Origin of the sequence: Brevundimonas sp. KM4 (assembly GCF_000964075.1) — a bacterium.
Lineage (GTDB): Bacteria > Pseudomonadota > Alphaproteobacteria > Caulobacterales > Caulobacteraceae > Brevundimonas > Brevundimonas huaxiensis.
In genome coordinates, this window is the sequence record NZ_JZRG01000005.1 from 1 (window position 1) to 22,438 (window position 22,438).

24 protein-coding genes and 1 riboswitch are annotated in these 22,438 nt (G+C 67.0%); of the genes, 15 read left to right on the top strand and 9 right to left on the bottom strand.

From position 1 onward, the window contains the following. The 3 genes from VH88_RS01425 to thiC form a co-directional block, all read right to left on the bottom strand. Positions 1-384 (bottom strand): zeta toxin family protein (locus VH88_RS01425; protein ID WP_045809675.1); only part of this gene is annotated, 384 nt, incomplete at its 3' end. 15 nt (positions 385-399) lie between these two features. Beyond that, positions 400-2,040 carry an RNA-directed DNA polymerase gene (locus tag VH88_RS15515; protein ID WP_082064330.1) on the bottom strand — a complete coding sequence of 547 codons (1,641 nt, stop codon included), beginning with the start codon at positions 2,038-2,040 and terminating at the stop codon, positions 400-402. Between the two features lie 69 nt (positions 2,041-2,109). Beyond that, positions 2,110-3,939: a phosphomethylpyrimidine synthase ThiC gene (gene thiC / locus VH88_RS01435; RefSeq protein WP_082064346.1), complete on the bottom strand. Its 1,830-nt coding sequence runs from the start codon at positions 3,937-3,939 to the stop codon at positions 2,110-2,112. Positions 3,940-4,080: 141 nt separating this feature from the next. Beyond that, positions 4,081-4,190, bottom strand: a riboswitch (TPP riboswitch). Between the two features lie 133 nt (positions 4,191-4,323). On the opposite strand from thiC, the gene VH88_RS01445 reads away from it, so the two are divergent. Further along, positions 4,324-4,731: a BLUF domain-containing protein gene (locus tag VH88_RS01445; RefSeq protein ID WP_045809679.1), complete on the top strand. Its 408-nt coding sequence runs from the start codon at positions 4,324-4,326 to the stop codon at positions 4,729-4,731. A gap of 7 nt (positions 4,732-4,738) precedes the next feature. Here VH88_RS01445 and VH88_RS01450 read toward each other — a convergent pair whose 3' ends face one another. Further along, positions 4,739-5,116 carry a hypothetical protein gene (locus VH88_RS01450; RefSeq protein WP_045809680.1) on the bottom strand — a complete coding sequence of 126 codons (378 nt, stop codon included), beginning with the start codon at positions 5,114-5,116 and terminating at the stop codon, positions 4,739-4,741. 3 nt (positions 5,117-5,119) lie between these two features. After that, the gene (locus tag VH88_RS01455; RefSeq protein WP_231576547.1) at positions 5,120-5,971 is read right to left on the bottom strand and encodes a TIGR02587 family membrane protein; all 852 of its coding nucleotides are present in this window, start codon (positions 5,969-5,971) and stop codon (positions 5,120-5,122) included. A 90-nt stretch (positions 5,972-6,061) separates the two neighbouring features. On the opposite strand from VH88_RS01455, the gene VH88_RS01460 reads away from it, so the two are divergent. From VH88_RS01460 to VH88_RS01490, 7 genes are all read left to right on the top strand, one after another. Continuing rightward, a complete protein-coding gene (locus tag VH88_RS01460; protein WP_052689449.1) occupies positions 6,062-6,592 on the top strand; it encodes a hypothetical protein in 531 nt (176 codons plus the stop codon). A gap of 107 nt (positions 6,593-6,699) precedes the next feature. Then, a complete protein-coding gene (locus tag VH88_RS01465; protein ID WP_045809681.1) occupies positions 6,700-7,698 on the top strand; it encodes a D-cysteine desulfhydrase in 999 nt (332 codons plus the stop codon). 14 nt (positions 7,699-7,712) lie between these two features. Continuing rightward, positions 7,713-7,973: a DUF3253 domain-containing protein gene (locus VH88_RS01470; RefSeq protein ID WP_045809682.1), complete on the top strand. Its 261-nt coding sequence runs from the start codon at positions 7,713-7,715 to the stop codon at positions 7,971-7,973. Between the two features lie 2 nt (positions 7,974-7,975). Continuing rightward, a complete protein-coding gene (chrA, locus tag VH88_RS01475) occupies positions 7,976-9,175 on the top strand; it encodes a chromate efflux transporter (RefSeq protein ID WP_156146724.1) in 1,200 nt (399 codons plus the stop codon). Continuing rightward, positions 9,172-9,849 (top strand): aspartate/glutamate racemase family protein, encoded by a 678-nt coding sequence (locus tag VH88_RS01480; RefSeq protein WP_045809683.1) that lies wholly within the window; start codon positions 9,172-9,174, stop codon positions 9,847-9,849. Before chrA ends, VH88_RS01480 begins: the two co-directional genes overlap by 4 nt. A 49-nt stretch (positions 9,850-9,898) precedes the next feature. Continuing rightward, entirely contained in the window at positions 9,899-10,867 is a 969-nt protein-coding gene (locus VH88_RS01485; RefSeq protein WP_045809684.1) for a nucleoside hydrolase, read from the top strand. Next, positions 10,864-11,712, top strand: coding sequence for a ribokinase (locus tag VH88_RS01490; RefSeq protein WP_045809685.1), 849 nt, complete (start codon positions 10,864-10,866; stop codon positions 11,710-11,712). Before VH88_RS01485 ends, VH88_RS01490 begins: the two co-directional genes overlap by 4 nt. Here the strand turns inward: VH88_RS01490 and VH88_RS15520 are convergent. Next, complete coding sequence (locus VH88_RS15520) at positions 11,706-12,617, bottom strand: helix-turn-helix transcriptional regulator (RefSeq protein WP_231576548.1); 912 nt, start codon at positions 12,615-12,617, stop codon at positions 11,706-11,708. The genes VH88_RS01490 and VH88_RS15520 overlap by 7 nt on opposite strands. A 204-nt stretch (positions 12,618-12,821) precedes the next feature. Here VH88_RS15520 and VH88_RS01505 point away from each other — a divergent pair, with 204 nt between their 5' ends. After that, the gene (locus VH88_RS01505; RefSeq protein WP_045809688.1) at positions 12,822-14,081 is read left to right on the top strand and encodes a hypothetical protein; all 1,260 of its coding nucleotides are present in this window, start codon (positions 12,822-12,824) and stop codon (positions 14,079-14,081) included. 100 nt (positions 14,082-14,181) lie between these two features. Continuing rightward, positions 14,182-16,650 carry a prolyl oligopeptidase family serine peptidase gene (locus tag VH88_RS01510; protein WP_082064332.1) on the top strand — a complete coding sequence of 823 codons (2,469 nt, stop codon included), beginning with the start codon at positions 14,182-14,184 and terminating at the stop codon, positions 16,648-16,650. A 189-nt stretch (positions 16,651-16,839) separates the two neighbouring features. Here VH88_RS01510 and VH88_RS01515 read toward each other — a convergent pair whose 3' ends face one another. Continuing rightward, on the bottom strand, positions 16,840-17,970 hold the full coding sequence (locus VH88_RS01515; protein ID WP_045809690.1) for a zinc-dependent alcohol dehydrogenase family protein: 1,131 nt from the start codon (positions 17,968-17,970) through the stop codon (positions 16,840-16,842). Positions 17,971-18,081: 111 nt separating this feature from the next. On the opposite strand from VH88_RS01515, the gene VH88_RS01520 reads away from it, so the two are divergent. Beyond that, entirely contained in the window at positions 18,082-18,516 is a 435-nt protein-coding gene (locus VH88_RS01520; RefSeq protein ID WP_017506452.1) for a thioesterase family protein, read from the top strand. Positions 18,517-18,564: 48 nt separating this feature from the next. Next, positions 18,565-19,098: a MarR family winged helix-turn-helix transcriptional regulator gene (locus VH88_RS01525; RefSeq protein ID WP_045809691.1), complete on the top strand. Its 534-nt coding sequence runs from the start codon at positions 18,565-18,567 to the stop codon at positions 19,096-19,098. Between the two features lie 9 nt (positions 19,099-19,107). On the opposite strand, the gene VH88_RS01530 is transcribed toward VH88_RS01525, so the two are convergent. Next, positions 19,108-19,308 carry a hypothetical protein gene (locus VH88_RS01530; RefSeq protein ID WP_039246185.1) on the bottom strand — a complete coding sequence of 67 codons (201 nt, stop codon included), beginning with the start codon at positions 19,306-19,308 and terminating at the stop codon, positions 19,108-19,110. Positions 19,309-19,445: 137 nt separating this feature from the next. Here VH88_RS01530 and VH88_RS01535 point away from each other — a divergent pair, with 137 nt between their 5' ends. Continuing rightward, on the top strand, positions 19,446-20,219 hold the full coding sequence (locus VH88_RS01535; RefSeq protein ID WP_045809692.1) for a YebC/PmpR family DNA-binding transcriptional regulator: 774 nt from the start codon (positions 19,446-19,448) through the stop codon (positions 20,217-20,219). 2 nt (positions 20,220-20,221) lie between these two features. Here the strand turns inward: VH88_RS01535 and VH88_RS01540 are convergent, their stop codons facing one another. Continuing rightward, positions 20,222-21,007 (bottom strand): hypothetical protein, encoded by a 786-nt coding sequence (locus VH88_RS01540; RefSeq protein WP_045809693.1) that lies wholly within the window; start codon positions 21,005-21,007, stop codon positions 20,222-20,224. Between the two features lie 138 nt (positions 21,008-21,145). Between VH88_RS01540 and VH88_RS01545 the strand changes: the two genes are divergently transcribed. Both VH88_RS01545 and VH88_RS01550 read left to right on the top strand, forming a co-directional pair. After that, a complete protein-coding gene (locus tag VH88_RS01545; protein WP_017506442.1) occupies positions 21,146-21,664 on the top strand; it encodes a hemerythrin domain-containing protein in 519 nt (172 codons plus the stop codon). Positions 21,665-21,740: 76 nt separating this feature from the next. Beyond that, on the top strand, positions 21,741-22,436 hold the full coding sequence (locus VH88_RS01550) for an MgtC/SapB family protein (RefSeq protein WP_045809694.1): 696 nt from the start codon (positions 21,741-21,743) through the stop codon (positions 22,434-22,436). Positions 22,437-22,438 lie beyond the last annotated feature (2 nt).

A 22,438-nucleotide genomic window follows, 5' to 3' on the forward strand; every position in this document is an offset into this window, starting at 1 on the left:
GGAAATTCTCAGGGGCACGTCACCGCCCTGGGCGACCCGCCGCGCCACCCGCATGACCGAGAAGTCGGCCGAGGGCGGGCGCAGATAGATCAGTTCGACCCGGTATCCGGCGGCCTTGAACCGGCGAATGCGCGGGGCGTGGGAGCGGGTGGCCAGGGTCGTCTCCAGCACCACGTCGGCCCGCTCGACGAACAGGGCGTCCAGCCGCTCCAGCACCAGCCGCCCCGCCGCCAGATCGCGCGCCGCGCCTTCCCCCGCCAGACCCCGCGCGACCTCGTCCGGGTTCACGAACCGAAACGCCTCCGCCCGCTGACGCAGGAAGCGGTTGATGAAGGTGGTCTTGCCGGCCCCGTTCGGTCCGGCGAGGAGGACGAGGGTGGGCATGGAGAGTTGCCCCAATCAGAAGCTGATTTCATCATCGACCCAAATGTCAACGGGTACATACTCGCTGTCATCTACGTCATCGTAGTCTGAAGTATATGCCTCGATAGCTCTCTTCGACTTGCCCGATTTTGAGAAAACGGCGGGCCCAGCCGACCAGTGGAAGAGAGATAGCTTTTTATCATGGAGAGCTCGGATAGCAGCCTCAGCGCCGGTGACTACCGATGCATTTGCGTTGGCTACATCGAGGTGCATGAGTTCCAAGCTGAGCGGCCAATAGGGTCCGCTGAAAGTGTTGCCCTCTACACGATCCCAAAGCGACTGGCCAATCGTCTTGTCGCTGGTAAGTCCGTTCGCAAACATATGCGCTAAGAATGCTAAGGTAAGCGCGTTGTTGTTCTGAATGATCGATTCACTCAGGATCTTCGGCAAGCGCGACTTTAGCTCTTTCAAAGCCCACAAACTCCAGAGCACTTCCGAGTCACGCCCCAATCCGCTTGCTCGGACGATTGATCGTCTAAAAATATCGATCCATAGCGGTCGATCGACGTCCATATCTGACCTGATGCGCCATGCAATGACCCGAGCAACGTAATCGAGGCTATGTGGAAATTGTACCGCACACTGAGCTAGGAAATGTTCCAAGACCTTCCATTGGACATCCCAGGATTTACGCTCATCGACCTTTTTGATGACATGACGAATGATACCTTCGTCTTCAGCGGAATTAGCTAGCTCTAGTATTCCTCCAAAAGTAGAAACTATGTCAGTATTGGCGTGCGGATATGGAACCAAAACCCGGTCGATTTCCCGAACGATTTCAACTGGCCATTTCTGCCCTAACACAGCGTCACATCTAACAATCTTTGTTTTTAGCTCATTGATATCGAGCTCATACGCGTTAAGTGCACGGCGAAGGCGTCTTAGTTGGTCTTCGGCATCTTCTACAGAATTTGCTCCAATCCAATAGTCATCGACGTGTCGAACGTAGGCCGATTTTGACGCGCTGTTATTTTTTAGAAATAGTTCATCCACAGCGCTAAGTACTATTTCCGATGTGACCCGGGATGTATCAGGCCCGATAGGCAGTCCCATTGTCTGACGATCTTGTGCTTGTCGGAAAGCGGCGTCGAGACGATTTGCGAATACTGTAGCCGATTGCGATTTTGTATCAGATTTCGACGCATCTTTTCCGTGAACCGCCCACGGTATGCTGTGCGTGTATATCGACGGAAAGCACCGCGACACATCAGCGACTAGACAAAACTTGTACCGCGATAGCTTTCGAAGGCGGATTGCAGGTAGTTCTGAGTGAGGCGTAATCCTTGTGGCTCGTGGCCCCGATGTCGGGAAGCTTGGTATCGACTGACTGCCTGGGGAGCGGCTAAAGAGCGGGACGATGTCGTTCCAGTTTTTTTCTAAGAAAGCCGCTTGCTCATACACAAAAGCTGGATGCGATAGCGCAAAACCCCGGCGCTGATTTCCTCGCTTGCTAGCATCATAAGGGGAAAGCCAACCGACGCACTTCTGGTTTAGAATGTATGCGCCGTTGTAGGCGCTAAAGTGCTGCCATAGGCCAGTCGATGAAATGACAGGTGGAAGGTTTTCGGGAAGCAAGCCGTAGCTGATGAATGGCTGAATCGTTGGGTTCGCTGTCATGTCATGCCATCAAGCTATCAATGAGCAACCAGAGCGCGAACGGATTAGCTTAGTCAAGCTTTGCCCAGCTCACACCTTCACCTCCACCACCCCACCCCCAGCCCGGAACTTCGCGCTCATCTCCGCCATGCCGGCTTCGGCTTCCGACAGGGAGGCGCCGGCGTCGTTCTGGGCGGCGGCGGCGTCGCGGATGTCCTGGCTGATCTTCATCGAGCAGAACTTGGGACCGCACATGGAGCAGAAGTGGGCGGTCTTGTGGGCCTCCTTGGGCAGGGTGGCGTCGTGGTATTTGCGGGCGGTTTCGGGGTCCAGGCCCAGGTTGAACTGATCCTCCCAGCGGAACTCGAACCGGGCGCGTGACAGGGCGTCGTCGTGCAGGCGGGCGGCGGGGTGGCCCTTGGCCAGGTCGGCGGCGTGGGCGGCGATCTTGTAGGTGATGACGCCGTCCTTGACGTCCTGACGATCGGGCAGGCCCAGATGCTCCTTGGGCGTGACGTAGCAGAGCATGGCCGTGCCGAACCAGCCGATCATGGCCGCGCCGATCGCGGATGTGATGTGGTCATAGCCCGGCGCGATGTCGGTGGTGAGCGGGCCAAGCGTATAGAAGGGCGCCTCGTGGCAGTGCTTCAGCTGCTCGTCCATATTCTGTTTGATCTTGTGCATCGGCACGTGGCCGGGGCCCTCGATCATGACCTGGCAGCCCTTGGCCCAGGCGATCTTGGTCAGTTCGCCCAGGGTGCGCAGCTCGGCGAACTGGGCCTCGTCATTGGCGTCGGCGATGGAGCCGGGGCGCAGGCCGTCGCCCAGGCTGAAGCTGACATCATAGGCGCGCATGATGTCGCAGATGTCCTCGAAATGCTCGTAGAGGAAGCTCTCCTTGTGGTGGGCCAGGCACCATTTGGCCATGATGGAGCCGCCGCGGCTGACGATGCCCGTCACCCGCTTGGCCGTCATCGGCACGAAGGGCAGGCGCACGCCCGCGTGGATGGTGAAATAGTCCACGCCCTGTTCGGCCTGTTCGATCAGGGTGTCGCGGAACACCTCCCACGTCAGGTCCTCGGCGACGCCGCCCACCTTCTCCAGCGCTTGATAGATGGGGACGGTGCCGATGGGGACGCTGGAGTTCCTGATGATCCAGTCGCGGATGTTGTGGATGTTGCGGCCCGTCGACAGGTCCATGACGTTGTCGGCGCCCCAGCGGGTGGCCCAGACCAGCTTGTCGACCTCGTCGTCGACGGAGCTGAGGACCGCCGAGTTGCCGATGTTGGCGTTGATCTTCACCAGGAAGTTGCGGCCGATGATCATCGGCTCGACCTCGGGGTGGTTGATGTTGTGCGGGATGATGGCGCGGCCGCGCGCGATCTCTTGCCGCACGAACTCGGGCGTGACGAAGTCGGGGATGGCGGCGCCGAAATCCTCGCCGTCGCGGATGCAGGGGCTGTTCTGCTCGCGGCGCAGGTTCTCGCGGATGGCGACATATTCCATCTCGGGGGTGATGACGCCGGCTTTTGCGTATTCGTACTGGGTGACCGGGCGACCCTCGACGCCCTTGAAGACGCAGTGGTTGGAGGTGTCGAAGCGCGGGGCCAGGTGGCGGCCGGACGCGTGGCCGTTGTCCTCGGGTTTGACCTCGCGCGGATTGGCGACCGGGGCGATGTCGCCGCGGTCCAGTTGCCAGCTGGATTTGACGTGGGGCAGGCCGCGCTTGATGTCGATGGTCACGGTCGGGTCGGTGTAGGGGCCCGAAGAGTCATAGATGGTCACCGGCGGCTCGTTGGCCGAGGGGTGGACGGCGACCTCGCGGAAGGGGACTCGGATGTCGGGATAGAGTTCGCCGGCGACATAGACCTTGCGGCTGCCCGCCCGTTCGCCGGTCGGGATGGTCCCGGTCTCCTTCATCACCTGTTCGCGCGCGTCCTTGAGGGCGAGCTCGATGTTTGGCTCTTCGGGCAGGGCGGGGGGCGTGACTTGGATGTTCATGGCGGCCTCAAACGGTTTGAGGTCCGCCGACGTCGGGCGCGAGGGGTCCTGTGACGTCAGGACCGATAGCGTTACTCATCCCTTCGCCGGCATGACCCGGATCAGGTTCGACGGGTCAGAGGAGAAACCTCAATCTCAGCCGCTCGATTGCGACCCCCCGGAGAACGCATGCAGGCTAACCCGCGTCGCGACGGATGTCGAGTTGTCCGGCGCCACACATAAGTCGTTGTAGGCGCGGCGGATTTATTGGGCTATGCGCAACGCCTGGGCCGGGCGCCGGCGTCGGCGGAGTGAAACGAGGATATGAGCCTGAACCTGGAACGCGTCCTCTACACCAGCCGCGCGCGGGGCAATTCGGACAGCTTGCTGATGCAGGTGGACATCCTGGCCACGTCGCAGCGGAACAATGCGCGCGACGAGCTGACCGGGGCGCTGCTGATCCACGACGGACGGTTCCTGCAGGTGCTGGAGGGCGCCGCGCAGGATCTGGACCGGCTGATGACGCGGCTGGCGGGCGATCCGCGCCATGACGAGGTGGTGGTGATCGAGCGCAAGCCGATCCCGGCGCGCGGCTTTTCCGGCTGGGCCATGGCCAGCGTGCGCGTGACTCCGGCGCTGGAGGAGACGCTTCGGGCCACGGTGGACGGCGCCGGCGCGCCCCAGCAGACGGTCGAGCGGATGCAGGACGCAGTGCTGGCCCAGGCGGCCTGAACGCCCCCTAGGGCGCCGACCAGCCCTTGACCGAGACGGCCGCTGCGCGCGGATCGGCGTCGAAGCGGAGGTAGGCCTTGGCGTGGCCGTGGCCGGGGACGTAGTCCAGGCTGGCGGTCGCCGTCTGGTCGCCCAGCACCCCTTCGATATCCACGGCGGCGGCGGTGTCGTCGCCGTCGTTCTGGACCCGGACAGTCGCGACCTGACCTGCGGCCGTGACGTCTACGGCGACGATGCGAGCGCTGAGCGCGGGCGGGGCCGTGGGCTGGAGCGCCTCCCACACTACGATGCCGATGGCGGTCAGGGTGATGACGGCGCCGAGCAAGGCCATGCCCCATTGCAACAGAGGGCGGGTCGTTGCGGCGGGCTTCTTCCTTGTGGGCATGGGTCAGACCAACAGACGGGCGGCGGCGGCGCCGATGGCGGCGGGGAAGCCCAGGACGACCATGGTCTGGACCACGCCGGCGACGGCATGGCCGTCGGTGCGGCCGAACAGGAACAGGGTGAACAGGCTGACGGCCAGGGCGATGGCGTAGCCGGGCAGGGTGAAATGCAGGAAGGCCTTGATCGGATGATCGGCCTCTTCCTGACCGGCGAAGCCCGCCTTGAAGACGATCAGGTGCAGCAGGAGGATGGACACGGCGATCAGGGCCAGGATGTGGGCGGGCGTCGCCTTGTAGGCGATCAAGATCATCTCCTCGGTCGGGGCCACGTTCAGGGCGAAGAACAGGGCGCCGGCCGCCATCAGGAACAGTTCGCCGAAATAGGAGGCCTGATCCTCATCCGTGTCGCCTCCGCCATCCCCGCTGAGCTGACGCCGGGCCAAAAGCGCGCCCATGGCGCCGGGAATGGCCTGAAGCGCGACCATGCCCAGGCCCTCGCGCGGCGGCGCGTCCCATTCGACGACGCCGAACAGGATCAGCAGCACCGAGGCGGTGATGAAGCCGACCGCCAAGGCCACGGCGGTGTCCAGCGCATCGTTGACCGGCCCGCGTCGCTTGGAGAAGCCGGCGTAATAGGCCAGGCCGTAAAGCAGCGGCAGGCCGGCGACAATGAAGGTCAGCAGCCGCCAGCGGTCCATGATCACGCCCTGCGCCCACATCTCCATCGTCATCAAAAGCGGGATGTTGAACACCAGGGCGCCGGCGAAGGCGCGGCCCAGATCGCGGACATAGGCGCGCTCGCGTTGCAGATCCAAGGGCGGCGCGGCGGCGGTCATGCGGCGGCAACGCTTGGACATCGGCTTTGGCTCCGGGCCGCTTGTCGAACGGCGTTCAGGCGGCGTTCATTCGCAGCCAAGCTTAGTCGCGTCATCGAGGGAGAGGGGACGATGAAACAGATCAAGACGACCGCCATCCTGGCGGTCATGGCGTGCGCGGGATTGACGGCCTGCGCCTCGGTGGAGGTCGGCGGCGAGCCGATGGCCCTGTCGCCCGTCATGGCCGAACAGGCACGGATCGGCAGCGTCACGACCACGACCGGCTGGCTGGATGCCGAGGACGACTTCGCCGACACCTTCAACGACGAGGTGCTGAACGAAATGGGGCTGTGCGCCGGCGGCCGGCATCGGCTGAACCTGAGCATCCATGTCGAGGCGCTGAGCCGGGCGCCGCGCCTGGCCATTCTGGCCGGCGATCGCGCCGAACACCGGATGCGGGCGACCGCCGAATTGCGCGATCCGGCCCAGGGCGGTCAGGTGGTCGGGCGTTATCCGCTGGTCGTGACCGTGGATGCGGGGGCCGGGGTGCTGGACGCCCTGATGGACCGGCAGGCGGTCACGTCCCACGCCTTCGCCCAGGCCCTGTGCGACGCCGCCTTCGTCGCGCCGACGCGGGTGGCCGAGGCCGGCGCGCCTGGCTGAGGCCGAGGGCGGGGCGAAGGGGCGGGCGGCCTGGGCCGGTGGGCTGGGCTGGCGCTTTTGAATGTCACGGGCGCGGGCTATCAAGACGGCGAACAGGAAACCGTCCCATGCATCTCGCCCGTTTCGCCCGCATCCGCCTGGCCCATCTGCCGACGCCGCTGGAGCCGCTGCCTCGGTTGTCGGAAGAGTTGGGTCTGGATCTGTGGATCAAGCGCGACGACTGCACCGGCCTGGCCGGCGGCGGCAACAAGACCCGCAAGCTGGAGTTCCTGCTGGGCGCGGCGTTCGAACAGGACGCCGACACCCTGGTGACGCAAGGGGCGGTGCAGTCGAACCATGTGCGCCAGACGGCGGCGGCGGCGGCGGCCCACGGTCTGGCCTGCGAGATCATTCTGGAAGAGCGGACGGGGTCCAGGGCGACGGACTATGTCGGCAACGGCAACGTGCTGCTGGACAGGCTGTTCGGCGCGACCCTGCGCACCGTGCCGGGCGGGACGGACATGGTCGCCGAGCTGGAGAAGACGGCGGCCGAGGTGCGGGCGCGGGGCGGCAAGCCCTATGTCATCCCCGGCGGCGGATCGAACCCGGTCGGGGCGCTGGGCTATGTCGATTGCGCGCGCGAGATCGTGGTCCAGGCCGACGAGATGGATCTGGAGGTGCACCGCATCGTGACGGCGACGGGCAGCGCGGGCACCCATGCGGGCCTGGTCGCCGGACTGGCGGTCATGGGGGCGGACATTCCCGTGCTGGGCATCGGTGTGCGGGCGCCCAAGGACAGGCAGGAGGCGAACGTCTTCAAATTGGCCGAAGAGACGGCCGCCCTGCTGGGCCAGCCGGGCCGGGTGACGCGCGAGATGGTGGTCGCCGACTGCGACTATGTCGGCGAGGGCTACGGCCTGATCGACCAGGGGGTGATCGACGCCCTGACCCTGGCCGCGCGTCTGGACGGGATCGTGCTGGACCCGGTCTATTCCGGCAAGGCGATGAAGGGGCTGATCGCCCTGGCGCGCGCCGGCCGGTTCAAGGGTGAGACGGTGGTGTTCCTGCACACTGGCGGAGCGCAGGGGCTGTTCGGCTATCAGACCGAGATCGAAGGGGCGCTGTAGGCGCGCCGTCCGTCATGGACGCGCGCGAGGCGACGCTGGCGCTGCTGGCCGCGCGGGCCGAGGACGCCACCGTCTGCCCCAGCGAGGTCGCGCGGGCGGTTGCGGGCGAAGACGGCGCCTGGCGCGAGGCGATGCCTGACGTTCACGCCGCAGTGGACGCCTTGGTGGACGAGGGCGCTGTGCGACTGAGCTGGAAGGGACGGCCGCTGGCGTTGCGTGCGGGGCCCTATCGGATCGCTAGGGCTCGAGGCGGTGAAGACGGGGGCGGCGGGTGACGGTGCGCGAGATCGAACCTGTCCCGCCGGCGCTGTCTTTGGCGGCGGTGTTTGTGCGGTTCTTGCGGTTCGGGCTGCTGGCTTTCGGCGGGCCGGTGGCGCAGATCGCGATGATCCGGCGCGAACTGGTCGATCAGGATCGGTGGATGTCCAGCGCGCGCTTCAACCGGCTGCTGGCGGTGTTGCAGGTCCTGCCGGGGCCGGAGGCGCACGAGCTGTGCGTGCACATGGGCATGCGGGCGCGGGGGCGGATCGGCGGCCTGCTGGCGGGGCTGGGGTTCATGCTGCCGGGGCTGATCCTGATGCTGGGGATCGGCTGGGCCTATGTGGCGCTGTCGCCGGTCGTGGGCCTGCTGGCCGGGGCGTTTCTGGGGGTTCAGGCGGCGGTGGTGGCGGTGATCGTGCGCGCCGTCTGCAAGATCGGATCGCATATTCTGGAGGATCGCTGGCTGTGGGCCGTCGCCGTCGTCGGCTTTGCGGCGACCCTGGCCGGGGCGGCGTTCTGGATCGTGCTGGCGGCGGGCGGGGCGGCCTATCTGCTGGTCCGGGCCGGGCGGGTCGGCCTGGCCGTCGGGGTCGTGGCGCTGGCGGTCCTCGCAGCCTTGGCGATGCACGGGCTAGGGGACGGCGGGCCGGTGTTTGGACAGACGGCGGGGCAGGGCGGCGACGGCGGCTGGGTCGCGATGTTCTGGACGGGGCTGAAGGCGGGGCTGCTGACGTTCGGCGGCGCCTATGCCGCCATTCCCTATGTGCGCGCCGATACGGTGGGGCGCGGGCTGATCGACGATGGGACGTTTCTGGACGGGATCGCCTTTGCGGGCGTGATCCCGGCGCCGCTGGTGATCTTTTGCACCTTCGTCGGCTTTGTGGTCGCGGGCTGGGGCGGGGCGCTGGCGATGACGGCCGGAGTGTTCGCACCGGCCTTCGCCTTTTCGATGATCTTCTATGAGCGGCTGGAGGCGGTGGTCGAGGACCGGCGGCTGCACGACGGTCTGGCCGGGGTGGCCGCCGCCGTCGTTGGGATCATCGCCGCGACCAGCGTGGAGCTGGGCTGGGCGACCTTGCAGCGGGCGCCGTCGATGGGGGCGGCCGTGGCGATCTTTGCGGTCGCCCTGGCGGTGGCGTGGGCCTGGAAGAGCCGCTACGCCGTGCCGGCAGTTCTGGCCGCCGCGGCGGTCGTGGGATGGGGCGTGATGCGATGAGCAAGATCCTGGGCGTGATCGGCGGCATGGGACCGGCGGCGACGGTGGCGTTTCTGGCGCGGGTGCAGGCGCTGACGCCGGCCGAGGGCGACGCCGATCACATCCGGGTGGTGATGGACCTGAACCCCCAGGTGCCCGATCGCAACACGCGGCCGGGCGAGGCCGAGGTGGTGCTGGGGCAGATGGCCGAGGGGCTGGTGGCGGCGGGGGCCGAGGTGATCGCCATGCCCTGCAACACCGCCCATGCCCAGGCGGGAGCCATCCGCGCGGCGTGCGAGGCGAAGGGCCTGGGCTTCATCGACATGATCGCGGCGACGGCGGATGCGGCGGCGGCCTCTGGAGTGAAGCGGATCGGCGTGCTGGCGACGCCGGGGGGCGAGCGGCTTTACACGCAGGCGCTGGCGGCGCGCGGTATCGAGACGGTGCTGCTGGAGGGCGCTGACCGCGAGGCCTTCATGGCGCTGGTCTATGGGGTCAAGCGCGGCGATGTCGGCGAGGCGGCGCGGGCGGGGATGTCGCGGCTGGCTCAGACCCTGGCGGACGCGGGCGCACACGGGCTGATCGCCGGCTGCACGGAGGTGCCGCTGCTGTTGAGGGCCGAAGATGCGCCGGTCCCCCTTACGGATTCGGCCGAGGTGTTGGCCCAGGCGTGCGTGACGGCGTGTCGGGTCTGAGGCGCGGTTGCGGCTTGCTCCGCGCGGCCCGCCTGCCTAGTCATGAGCTGTGTCTATTCAGTCCCTGATCATCGATTGCGACCCCGGCGTGGACGACGCTGTGGCGCTGTTTCTGGCCTTCGCCGCGCCCGAGCTGGAGCTGCTGGCCGTCACCACGGTCGGGGGCAATGTCCCCGCCGCCAAGACCCAGCGCAATGCGCGCATCATCCGCCAGATCGCCGGGCGCGAGGAGGTGCCGGTGTTCGGCGGGGCGGAGCGGCCGCTGAAACGTCCGCCGGCGGGGGCGAGCGAGTTTCACGGGGTCGAGGGTCTGGGCGATCTGGAGCCGTTCGAACCGACGGGGATCGTCGGCGACGGACCGGCCGCCAACGCCATCGTCGATCTGGTGATGAGCCGGCCCGAAGGTTCAGTCGCCATCGCCGTTCTGGGGCCGATGACCAATCTGGCGCTGGCGATGCGGCGCGAGCGGCGGCTGGCCGAACGGCTGGGGCCGGTGGTCGTGATGGGCGGGGCGCGGTCGGAAGGCGGCAATGTCACCGCATCGGCCGAGTTCAACATCTGGGCCGATCCCGATGCGGCGGCGGTGGTGTTCGGATCGGGGTGTCAGGTGGTCGCCTTCGGCCTGGACGCGACCCATCAGGTGCGCGCGACCGAGGCCCGGATCGCGGCGATAGAGGCCATCGACAGCGAGGCCGCGCGGGCGGCGGCGTCGACGCTGCGGTTCTCGCAGCGGGTGGAGCGCGAGATCGTGGGCTGGGATGCAGCCCCCTTGCATGACCCGTGTCCCATCGCCTGGCTGATCCAGCCTGATCTGTTCGAAACCAAGCCCTGCCGGATCGAGGTGGAGACGGGTTCGGACCTGACGCGCGGGCATACGGCGGTGGAGTTCCGGATCGATCCGGCGACGGCGCGGCATCGCTGGGCGGTCGCGGCGGACGCGCAAGGGGTGTTCGATCTGATCGTCGCCAAGCTGAAGGCCCAAGCTCTGGAGGCTGAGGCGCTGGAGGCCGGCGCATGAGGATCACCGTCGTCGGTTCGATCAACCTGGATCTGGTGGCCACCGCGCCCCAACTGCCGGCGCCGGGCGAGACGGTGACCGGGGCGACCCTGGCGCGGCATCCCGGCGGCAAGGGCGCCAACCAGGCGCTGGCGGCCGAGAAGCTGGGGGCCGAGGTCTGTCTGATCGGCCGGGTCGGCAACGACGCCATGGCCGGCGAGGCCCTGGCCCTGATGGAGGATCTGGGCGTCGATCTGGCGGGGGTGGAGGTGGATGTGGCGGCCCCGACGGGCGTCGCCCTGATCGCCGTCGATCCGACCGGCGAGAACCAGATCGTGGTCGCGGCCGGCGCCAACCACATGGTCACGCCCGAACAGCTGCCCCAGCGGATCGAGGGGGCGCTTATTGTACAGCTGGAGCTGCCGATCGAGACGGTCGAGGCGGCGGTGGGCCGGGCGACCGGCTTCGTCTGCGCCAATCTGGCGCCCGCCGCGCCGGTGTCGGAACTGCTGCTGCGCCGCGCCGACCTGATCGTCGTCAACGAGACCGAGGCGGCCTTCTACGGCGACGGTCTGCATCGGGGCGGCGGTCGAGTGGTGGTGACCAAGGGCGCGCGAGGCGCGGCCATGTATCAGCGCGGCGTCGAGATGGCCTGGGCGACCCCGCCCGCCGTCGAGGCGGTCGATGCGACGGGCGCAGGCGACGCCTTCGTCGCCGCCATCATGGTGGCTTTGCTGGAAGGCATGGACCCGGCCGAGGCCCTTCGCTTCGCCTGCGCCGCCGGAGCCTTCGCCGCGACCCGCCCGGGCGCGCAACCCTCGGCGCCGGAGCGCGATCAGGTCGAGGCGCTGCTCAACGCTCAATAGACGCGGGCGCTGACGGCGCCGCGTCGGCGCATGCCGGGATGAACCAGATTACCGCACGCCTTCACGAAACGGCTGCGCCAGGGTTCGGAAATTGTCGGCGCTGAAATGGTCTGGCCATCAAAGGTGAAGGCGATGGATGCGCCCTGCGCCAAGGGCTCCAAAATCTCGTCTGCGATCGAAAATGCGTATTCAAGGGCGGGATCGTCAGCATCGCCTTTCACCCGAGGTGAGCCTGTTCTGACCACCCCGTCGCCGACCCGCAGGTCCATTTCAGGTTGGGGCCATGCATCGCGGGGTGAAAATCCCCGCACGATGGCGGTCATGGATAGGCCTTTGCAGACTAGCATGACCTGCGGGGTCGCACTGTACGGTTTGGACGGATTGGGAACCAGGAAGGCGACGGCCGGGACGTTAGGGCTAAAGAATCCTCTCCATTCCTCCCCTCCAGAGCTATGCGCGGCCGACCCTAGCGGTGATGTGGGTTGAGAGGATGAGACAGCCGGATATTGAAACCTGCTGGTGACGAGGCCCGCCAATGCGGCCGCAAAAATTACTCCGAACGCCATCGCTGTTTTCCACAAACTGACCTTGCCGGTCGCTGCTCGATACGAGCCCGACCAGTGCCGCTCGGGCGTCTGGCGGCCAACACCGAATAGTTTGGGCCGAATTTCTTGTGGCGGCTGTGGAGCTTGATCGGCGAGACGGCGCGCCAACTCGCGGCTGCTGACTGCGCCGGTTTTACGCCGTGCCGATCGGAGCCTTTCGTTGACGCTATTGACCGACAGGCCCGTCAGATTGGCGATGGTCTTGGCGGTGTGACCCTGAGCCAGAAGACGCAGCAGGTCCTGTTCCTGGGCGGTGAGACGGTCGAGATTTAGAGACATGGAATGGCGCCGAACGGACATGCCTGTCGTTCCTAGGCAAAGGCGCCGAGAGCGGAAACTCCGAAGACGCCGCAGGCCGCTACGATTTTCTTGTGGCAGTCGAAATCGAGTCGATGCGCAACAAGGCCGAAAGAGGCACCGTTCACACGCAAACCTTCGGCGCGGCGACAGCTCGCCATATTTCCGCCAAGCACAACCTGCGATTTAAAGGAAATGGAGGGGCGAATGCTGACACGACGAGGATTAGGGCTGGCGGCCGTTGCGACGGGCGCGCTGGCTGTGCGACCTGCTTGGTCGCAGACGCCATTGAGCGCCGAGCAGCAGTTCATGGTCGAAGGGCGGTATCTGCCGCAGTACCTCGAGCTGAAGGCGCAGGCGGCCGCAGGCCGTCCGGCGGCGGGAGGCTTCCTGGCGCAGTATGCCGCCTTTCTTGGCGACGAGGCGACGGCGATCGGCGGCGATGAAGAGGATCGGCCGGCCGACGCCGAACTGCCAGACCTGTCGGATGCCGAGAGCCGCGATGCCCTGTACGCCATCGTCGAAGCCGCGACAGCCAGGCAGATCGTCATACTCAACGAGGCGCACAACATATCGGGCCATCGCGGTTTCGCGACGCGCGTCATGCGGGCGTTGAGACCGCTGGGTTTCGACACCTTCGCCGCCGAGACCTTCGTTCAGCCGCAGCAAGAGGCGGCGCCCACGATACGCAGATACAGGCGCGGCGATCCCTTCCATTCCGGTTTCGGATACTACATCGCCGACCCGGTCTATGCGGAGGCCGTAAGGGAGGCGGCGGCGCTCGGTTACACATTCGCGGACTACGAATGGCGCTGGGACCAAAGGCCGCCGGCGACGGTGTCAGGAGATGAGCAGATCGCCGCGCGAGAAGCGGCGCAGGCCAAAAATTTGGTCGAGACCGTGCTGAAAGACCGACCGGATGCGCGAATCTTCGTCTTGTGCGGCTATAGTCATGCCATGGAGCTTGAAGGGCGCGGGGGCCTGTGGTTCGCCGCTCGGCTGAAGGCGCTGACCGGCATCGATCCCCTGACGATCGAGCAGTCCTGGAACTGGCCTGCAACGCGGCCGCAAGCCGATGCGCCGCATGTCGCCGCTGTCTTGAAGCGCTTCCAGCCGACCGCGCCTATCGTTGTGTCGCGCAACGGGATCGCCTTCGCCAACAGCGATTTCGAAGGTCGAGTGGACCTGAGCGTCTTTCATCCGAGACTGGAGCGCGTGGCTGGACGGCCGGGCTGGCTTGCGGCTGACCCCCTGCGAAAGGCGGTCGAGGTCTCGATCCCGGCTTTTGAAGGCCCGGCCCTGGTGCAAGCGCTGCATATGCAGGAAGGCATGGTCATCCCGGCAGATCACTTTCTGCTGGAGGCGGGCCAGGCGCGGGGGACCATGATGCTCAGGCCCGGCGACTATGTTCTGCGGTTGGAAACGACGCGAGGGATTGAACCGGCGTTCGGGGAAATCGTCGTCTGATGCCGCCAGCGACCTAATGACCGCCTGACCCAAAACGGGTTGGCGCTGGCGCGCAGGCGGGGTTAGGTCTAGCCCACGGGTTTTGTGGGGACTTCAGACGATGATGATGCGTGGACGTGGGGTTGGGCTGGTTCTGGCGGCGGTGCTGCTGAGCGGCGTGGCGGGTGCGGCGTTGGCCCAGAACGCGGGGCCGGCTGCGGGACCGATGGTTTATCAGCAGCCGCCGGCGCCGATCGCGGACATCCTGGACGCCAAGCCGACGCCGTCGTCGATGCTGAGCCCGGATCGGCGGACGCTGGTGCTGATGGATCGGTCCAACCTGCCCAGCATCAAGGCCCTGGCCGAGCCGATGCTGCGGCTGGCGGGGACGCGGATCAATCCCAGGAACAACGGCGCGGCCGAAAGCCGGGTGGCGTGGCTGACGGGGCTGAGCCTGCAGGCGGTGGACGGCGGGCAACCTCGCGTCGTGGCCCTGCCCGACGGCGCGCGATTCACGGCGCCGCGGTTCTCGCCGGACGCCAAGTCGCTGGCCTTCGTGCTGGACCGGCCGACGGGGCTGGAGCTGTGGGTGGTGGATGTGGCCACGGCGCGGGCGCGTAAGCTGACCGATCCGGTGGTCAATATGACGGGCGGGACGGGTTATGAGTGGCTGCCCGACAGTTCGGGCCTGCTGGTCGAGGCGGTCCCGGCCGGGCGTGGTCCGGCGCCGGACGTGACGGCGGCGCCCACGGGGCCGAACATCGAGGAGACGGCCGGGCGGGTCGCGCCGGTGCGGACCTATCAGGACCTGTTGTCGAACCCCGGCGACGAGGCCCTGTTCGACCATTATTTCACCAGCCAGCTGACGCTGGTTCCGCTGAACGGCCGTGCACGGACGATCGGCGCGCCGGCGGTCTATCTGGATGCGTCGGTGTCGCCGGACGGCCAATACATCCTGCATGAGATCGCCAAGCGGCCCTATTCCTATGCGGTGCCGGACGACCTGTTCCCGACCGAGATTGTGGTGACGGATCTGAACGGTCGTGTGGTGCGCACGGTCGCCGACCTGCCGCTGCGGGACGACGTGCCGACCGCCTTCGACGCCGTGGCGCCGGGGCCGCGTTCGGTCGGCTGGCGCGCCGATGCGCCGGCGACCCTGACCTGGGTCGAGGCGCTGGACGGCGGGGACATTCGGCGTGAGGCCGAGTTCCGGGACCGGGTCTTCATGCAGGCCGCGCCGTTCACGAGCGAGCCGGTCAAGCTGATCGATTTGAAGGAACGGTATGGCGGGATCGTGTGGGGCCGGGACGACCTGGCCATCGTCAACAGCCGCTGGTTCAACACCCGGCACGAGACGCGCTTCGTGGTCGATCCGTCCAACCCCGGCGAGGGCCGGGTGTTGCTGGAGCGGAACTATCAGGCGCGCTACGACAATCCGGGTCAGCCGGTGACCCAGCCGAATGCTCAAGGGCGCTCGGTGATCCGCTTCGATCCGCAGGGGCGCATCCTGATGTCGGGCGCGGGGGCGACGCCGCAGGGCGAGTTCCCGTTCCTGGCCGCGATGGATCCGGCGACGGGACGCAGCGAACGGCTGTGGACCTCGGCCAATACGGATTACGAGGCGGTGGTCGGTTTCCTGGACGCGGACGGCAAGCGGGTGGTGACGCAGCGCGAGACGCGGCTGGATCCGCCCAACCTGCAAATCCGCGATCTGACGACGGGCCAGACGACGCGGCTGACCAACTTCCCCGATCCGGCGCCGCAGCTGGCCGAGGCGACGCGGCAACTGGTGACCTATGAGCGGGCCGACGGGGTCAAGCTGTCGGGGACGCTGTATCTGCCGGCCGGTTACGACAAGGACCGCGACGGGCCGCTGCCGATGCTGATGTGGGCCTATCCGGCCGAGTTCACCGACGCGGCGGTGGCGGGCCAGACGGTGGACGTGCAGAACCGCTTCGTGCGGCCGGGCGGGTCCAGCCATCTGTTCCTGCTGACCCAGGGCTATGCGATCTTCGACAACCCCTCCATGCCCATCATCGGCAAGGACGGGGCCGAGCCGAACGACACCTATGTCGAGCAGCTGACCGCCGACGCCCAGGCCGCCGTGGATGCGGTGGTGGCGATGGGGGTGGCGGATCGCGACCGGATCGCGGTCGGCGGCCACAGCTACGGCGCCTTCATGACGGCGAACCTGCTGGCGCACAGCGATCTGTTCCGCACCGGGATCGCGCGCTCGGGGGCCTATAACCGCACCCTGACGCCGTTCGGCTTCCAGTCGGAGCAGCGCAACTATTGGGAGGCGACCGAGGTCTATACCGAGATGTCGCCCTTCACCTATGCGAACAAGCTGAACGAGCCGATCCTGCTGATCCACGGCGAGGCGGACGACAACTCGGGCACCTTCCCGGTGCAGTCCGAGCGGTTCTATGCGGCGCTGAAGGGGCTGGGCGCGACCGCGCGTTACGTCACCCTGCCGCTGGAGGCGCACGGATACCGCGCGCGGGAATCGGTGGGTCACACCCTGTGGGAGATGACCCGCTGGCTGGACCAATATGTGAAGAACGCCCCGCCGAAGCCGGCGACGAACTGAGACGCCGCTCCAGGTCCGCTGAACTGCGTCATTCCGGGGCGTCCGAAGGACGAACCCGGAACCCAGGGGACTGTTTCCGGTGGCTGACGCGGCAGGCACCGCAGATGCTGACCTGGGTTCCGGGTTCCTCGCTCTGCTCGGCCCCGGAATGACGATCAGCGCCGGGTTTGTGAACAGGCCCGCGTCTCGTCACGGTCGTACGATCAGCCGCACCACCTCGCCGGCGTGGAGGCGGTCGAAGCCGGCGTTGATGTCGTCCAGAGCGATGACGCCGCTCATCAGGCGATCGACGGGCAGGCGGCCCTGGCGGTAGAGGGCGACGTAGCGGGGGATGTCGCGGCTGGGGACGCAGGTGCCGATGTAGGAACCCTTCAGCGTGCGCTCTTCGCCGACGAGGGAGACGACGTTGACGGCGAAGGCCGCGTCGGGCGGCGGCAGGCCGGCGGTGACGGTGGTTCCGCCGCGCCGGGTCATCTTCCACGCCGCCTCCAGCGCCCGGACCGAACCGGCCATTTCGAAGGCGAAGTCGGCGCCGCCGTTCGTCAGGGCGCGGACCTGATCGACCGCATCGGGGTCGGCGGCGTTGACGGTTTCGACCGCGCCGAGGGTACGGGCCAGGGCCAGCTTGTCCTCGGACAGGTCGACGGCGACGACGGGGGAGGCGCCGCTGGCCAGGGCGCCCAGCACGCTGGCCAGGCCCACGCCGCCCAGGCCGATGACGACGACGCTCTGACCCGCGCGGACCTGGGCGGTGTTCACCACGGCCCCGACGCCGGTCAGGACGGCGCAGCCGAACAGGGCCGCCTCCTCGAACGACAGGTCGGGATCGATCTTGACCAGGGAGCGGCGCGAGACGACGGCGCGCTCGGCGAAGGCGGAGCAGCCGAGGTGGTGGTTGACCGGCTCGCCCTGGCGGAAAATGCGCCGGGCGCCGGACAGAAGCTCGCCCCGGCCGTTGGCGGCGGCGCCGGGTTCGCACAGGGCGGGACGACCGCCGGCGCACGGATTGCAATGACCGCACGACGGCATGAAGACCATGACGACGTGATCGCCGACGACGAGATCGGTCACGCCGTCCCCGAGGGCCTCGACCACGCCCGCCGCCTCGTGCCCCAGGGCCATGGGCAGAGGACGAGGGCGGTCGCCGTTGATGACCGACAGGTCCGAGTGGCACAGGCCCGCCGCCTTGATCGCGACCAGCACCTCGCCGGGGCCGGGCGGGTCCAGCGTGACGGCCTGGACCGACAGGGGGCGGCTATCGGCGTAGGGGCGGGCGGCGCCCCTGTTGGACAGGACGGCGGCGCGAGTCGTGAGGATCATGTGGTCAAGCCTTCGTCATCAACAACCTACCGATAGGCGCTTGACCTAACGTCGTCCAAGCTAGAGCGTCGTCATCGAGAGCGACGGTTCGCGTCGCCGAGGGAGACGACGATGCCGAAACGAGACGAGGGCGCGCTGGCGCAACGGGCGACCTACAAGGCCTTTCACATGGTCTCCACCCGGTGGGCCGACAACGATCAATACGGCCATATCAACAACGCCAAATTCTACGAGTTCGTCGACTCGGCGGTGAACGCCCATCTGCTGATCGCCAATGCGCTGACGGAATCGATCGGCCTAGTGGTGGATTCGGGCTGTCGCTACACCTCGTCGCTGAAGTTCCCCGATGTGATCGAGGTCGGGATCAAGGTCGATGCGATCGGCACCTCCAGCGTCACCTACGGCTTTGCGGTCTTCAAGCGCAGCGTCGACGTCCCCGCCGCCATCGGCCATTTCGTCCACGTCTATGTCGACGCCGAAACCCGCCGGCCCAAGCCGCTGCCGGCGCGGCTGAGAAGCGTGGTGGAGAATCTTCGCGCGGGGTAGGGGCTTTCGCCTTTCGCCTGAAATCCAGCGCCTGTTCCCGTGATGCCAATGTCTTCCGACCCCGCCGATCTCGATGACGCCTTCTATCTGAGCCTTACGGAGGCGGATGCATCAACGACCGGGGACGATCCGCGCGGAAGCCTGGAACTGGTCGTGTCCATGCGCATCGCCTTCGTGGCCCGGGCGTGGATCACGCGGGCCAATGCGCTGTTTCGCGGCCGAGGCTATACGGCGGCGCAGCGCGCGCACCTGTATGTTCTGGCGTCCAAGCCCAAGGGGCTGACGCAGTCGGAGCTGGCGGCGATCCTGCGAATATCGGAGGCGTCGCTGTCACGCCGCATCAAGCTGTCGATCGAAGAGGGGCTTGTTTCGCGCCATCCGTTTTGCGGCGACGGACGCGCCAACCTGATCCGGCTGGAGCCGAAGGGACTGGACGCGCTGAACACCTCCGATCGTTTGGCGCGCGAGGATCGCACCCGACTGCTGGCCGGCGTCACCGACGAGGAACTGGCCATCACCGCCAAGGTGCTGAAACTGCTGACGGACCGTATCCCGCAGACGCCCGAACGGCCCGACGCCTAGTCGTGTGGATCAGTCGTCCAGACGGCCGATCAGGAACAGGGCGCCGACGGCGGTCAGGGCGCCCAGGGTGAAGGCGGTGACGATGGCGCCGGCGGCGACGGCGGTGGGGACGGTGACCGGGCGGGCTTCGTACCACTCGACGATGTCGGCCTCGTGCAGGTCCTCGTCCATATAGCCTTCGGCTTCATAGATGGTGTCGTCGGCGGTCATGACTTTACGCTCCGTCTGTCTCGCCCGGATCAATACGCCCAAACGGTCGAGGTTCCACCCCCGCTGCCTATCGTGACAGGATGACGCTCTTCGTTTAGGACCGCCCGCTCAGGTTCAGAACGCTCAAAGACGATCCCATGGCCGGCCACTCGAAATTCAAGAACATCATGCACCGCAAGGGGCGCGCCGATGCGCAGCGCTCCAAGCTGTTCTCCAAGCTGTCGCGCGACATCACCGTGGCGGCCAAGTCGGGCCTGCCCGATCCGGCCGCGAACCCGCGCCTGCGCCTGGCGGTCAACAACGCCAAGGCCGAAAGCCTGCCCAAGGACGTGATCCAGCGCGCGATCAACAAGGCCTCGGGCGGCGACGTCGATACGATGGAAGAGGTCCGCTACGAGGGCCGGGGTCCGGGCGGCGTGGGCATTATCGTCGAAGCTTTGACCGACAACCGCAATCGCGCGGCGTCCAACATCGGCGCGGCCTTCAAGAAGAACGGCGGCGCGCTGAGCGAGATGAACTCGGTCGCCTTCATGTGGGACAAGGTGGGCAAGATCACCTACGCCGCCGAGGCCGGTTCGGAAGACGCCGTGATGGAGGCCGCCATCGAGGCCGGCGCCCAGGACGTCGAGAGCGACCTGGTCAAGCCCGATATCTATGAGGACGCGCCGGGCCACACGATCTGGACCGCCTTCGAAGACCTGAACGACGTGGCCGAGGCCATGTCCAAGGTGCTGGGCGATCCCAAGTCCACCGCCATCGTCTGGAAGCCGCAGTCCGAAGTGCCGGTGACCGGCGAGGCCGTCGGCACGCTGTTCAAGCTGCTGGACGCGCTGGACGCCGAGGACGACGTGTCGGCGGTCTATTCCAACGAGGACATCTCCGACGAGGACGCGGCCAAGTACGCGGGCTGACGTCAGGCGGGTTCGGCCGTCGCCCTTGACGGCCGAACCGGCGACCGACGCGGCGGAACGCGTCTCCACGCCAGAACGAGCGCCGCCAGCGCCGCCGCCATCGCGGCGAGGGCGAAGGGGGCGACGGGCAGCGTGCTGAAGCCTACCGCGATCCGCGCCCAGGCCGTCGAGGCCCCGATGGTCTCGAACAGCAGGATATGGACCACCATGATCGCAGCGACGATCAGGAAGGGCCAGCGCCCGCGGGGTTCGACCCAGGCGGCTGCAAGCGCCACGGCGATGGCGCTCAGTTCGCCCGAATGGAAGAAGCGTGGGATCGGCAGGCGCGCGATCACCGGCGGCAGCACCAGGATCGCCGTCGAGAGCAGGCAGGCCGCGTGGACGGCGATGTTGCGGCGTCGCGCCATGGCGACAGACACGAAGCCGACCAGGGCGACGGTCGAGACGATGTCATGCAATCCCAGACGGGCGCCCAGGGCGGCGTAGAAGGGATCGGTCTTCAGCGCGAACTTGGTCGCCATACTGTGCAGCACAAGAACGGCCGCGCCGGCGAACAGGGGCACGACGGCGAACACGGCCAGACCCGCCGCGCGATGAAGCCGACGATCCGCGCGGTGCGCGCTCCAGCTTTGAAGGCCGATCAGGGCCAGCCAGACCGTCGCGGTCATGCCGTGGGCATGAAAGGCGAAGGAGGCGGACGGCAAGACGCCGAAATAGGCGGGCCAGAAGGCCAACAGCACGACCGGCGCCAGCAGCAGCATGGCCCATGCGGCATGACGATACGGCATTTCTCTTCCACCAGCTTCCGACGGAGGATGTCACGCAGACCGCTGTTCGCCAAGGCGACGGGCCACGCGAGTCGTTCGCACGGAACCGGGTCGTGCGCCGGGCGTAACGAGGCTTCACCGTTACGCCTGGAGCCCCCTATGGACATCACCCAGCTGATCCTCGACGACCATGCCGAACAGCGTCGACTGTTCGCGATCATCGAACAGATCGACCCCAAGGACACCGATGCGCTGAGCGCCGTCTGGTCGCGTTTGTCGGCGTTCCTGGATGTGCACGCCGAGGCCGAGGAGCGGTTCTTCTATCCCGAGCTGCTGAAGCAGGGCGAGGGCGCCAATGACGCCGAGGACGGCACGGTCGAGGGCGAGACCGAGGACGCCATCGAGGACCACAACAAGCTGCGCGACGCGGTCAAGGCGGTCGAAAAGCACAAGGTCGGGACCAAGGCCTGGTTCGACGCCGTGGGCGAGGCGAACGTCGTCAACTCCAAACACATGGGTGAGGAAGAGCGGCAGGGGCTGACCGATTTCCGTATGAACGCCGACGTCGAGACGCGCCATGCGCTGGCGGTCAAGTTCGCCGCCTTCGAGGCCGAGCACATCACCGGCGTCAAGCCGGTGAACAAGGACCCCGAGACCTATATCGAAAAGCACGGCTGAGGCGGCCGCTGCGACCACGATGTCGCAGCATCGTCCGTCCAAGGAACATCAGCGCCCGGCGCATCGTTGAGCGCGGATGAATCTGGGTAGTCTGGAAGGCGCCGTCCTGCCGATCCTCGGCGCGGTGATCGCGGGCGGGGTCATCGGCTTCGAGCGCGAATGGCGAGGCCGGGCGGCGGGCCTGAGAACGCATATCTTGGTCAGCCTGGCGTCGGCCCTGCTGATGCTGGCGGCCATGTCGCAGGCGGATTGGGCGTTCCGCGCCCTGCCCGACGAGAACATCGTCACAGACCCGACGCGGATGGCGCACGGCGTGCTGACGGGGATCGGCTTCCTGTGCGCCGGGGTCATCTTCCGCACCGGGTTTTCGATCCATGGGCTGACCACGGCGGCGTCGCTGTGGATCACTTCGGCGATCGGCATTCTGTTCGGGGCGGGCCTCTATGCGCTGGGCGCGGCGGCGACGGTGGTCACGGCCCTGATCCTGATCGTGCTGAAGCTGATCAGCGGGCGCTTGCCGGCGCGCACGGTGGTGGACGCCGAAGTGTGCTGGGAAAGGCGCGAGGCGTCGCCGGAGCCGGCGATCGAGGCGGCGCTGAAAGCCATCGATGCGGACGCGCGACACGACCGGTTCGAGCTGATCGATGGCCAGACCGTTCGACGGACTTGGCGTTTGAAGGCTGCCGAGGAAAGCCAGCTGAAGCGGCTGGCGGAACAGCTGTGCGCCATACCGGGCGTGGTCGCCTACAGCCTGGACCCGCGCGACGACTGAAA